Genomic DNA, 1010 nt, shown 5'->3' on the forward strand with positions numbered 1-1010 from the left:
CCCGTCGCCAGCCGTTTCGCCGCTGCCGTGCCTAACGGGGCAATCAACAATGCGCTGCTGCTGTCGTTCAATGTGATGTGCCGGCGGCCGTCCCACAGGGTGCTGCCGGTGGCGGCAGCGGCGGCGGGCAGTCCGCGCGCCTCGCGGCGCAGGAATATGCCGGAGCGCCGGGAATCGACAACCGTCCGCGACAATGTGGCGCAAAGAAATCCAGCCCTCAGCCGACCGAACAGAGCCTCGCTGCGGGCCTGATCCGGCACGAAGGCAATCCCGCCGGTCGTGGCCAGAAGGATGCGCAACGCATAGATGGCCGCCTGCTCGTCACCGGAGGAGAGCAGGCACGGGTCGAGGCGGATGAGGCCGATGGCTGGCTGGCTGGCGAAGCCATCGATCAAACCGGCTGCGCTGGCGCCAAGCTGCCTGCGCTCGAGGGCGGCCTGGCCCGCGAGCATCAACATGCCCTTCACATGCTCGACACTCTCGCCGGCAAGTGCGGCCCGCACACGCGGCCGCTCGAAAGCCGCGTCGACATTGGTCGGATCGTCAGCCCAGCCGACATTTTGACGGCGCAGGACGTCGCGCAATACCGCGCGCCGCACGCCGAGGAGCGGCCGCACGATCCAGATGCGCCAGTCATAGAGGGTGGCCGGTGCCATGCCGGCAAGTCCCCGGCCGGCCATTCCGGCATGGCCTTGGCCCTCGTCCCGCGCGTGCCGCATCAGCACCGTTTCCGCCTGGTCGTCGGCGGTATGGCCGGTGAGGATCATGCCGATGCCTTCCGCTTGTGCCGCCTCGGCTAGCAGCCGGTAGCGCGCCTCGCGAGCGGCGGCGGGCAGACCGGTCGATGGCTTTGGACCCGACCATGTCAGGATGCGGTGTGAAATTCCGAGCCTGGCGCACAGCTTCGCCACTGTTTGCGCTTCCGCAGCCGAACCGGACCGCAAACCGTGGTCGATCGTCACCGCCAGCAGCCTGGTTGCCGGCGCCCTACGTTCGAGATGGTGTTTGAG

The 1010-nt window shown here is 68.3% G+C and carries 1 protein-coding gene; it reads right to left on the reverse strand.

All coding sequences use genetic code 11. From position 1 onward, the window contains the following. The coding region (gene tilS / locus EN932_RS36875; RefSeq protein ID WP_128369562.1) for a tRNA lysidine(34) synthetase TilS at positions 1–1010 on the reverse strand (1010 nt) is incomplete at both ends.

This window comes from Mesorhizobium sp. M7A.F.Ca.US.002.01.1.1, assembly GCF_004022955.1.
Classification (GTDB): Bacteria; Pseudomonadota; Alphaproteobacteria; order Rhizobiales; family Rhizobiaceae; genus Mesorhizobium; species Mesorhizobium ciceri.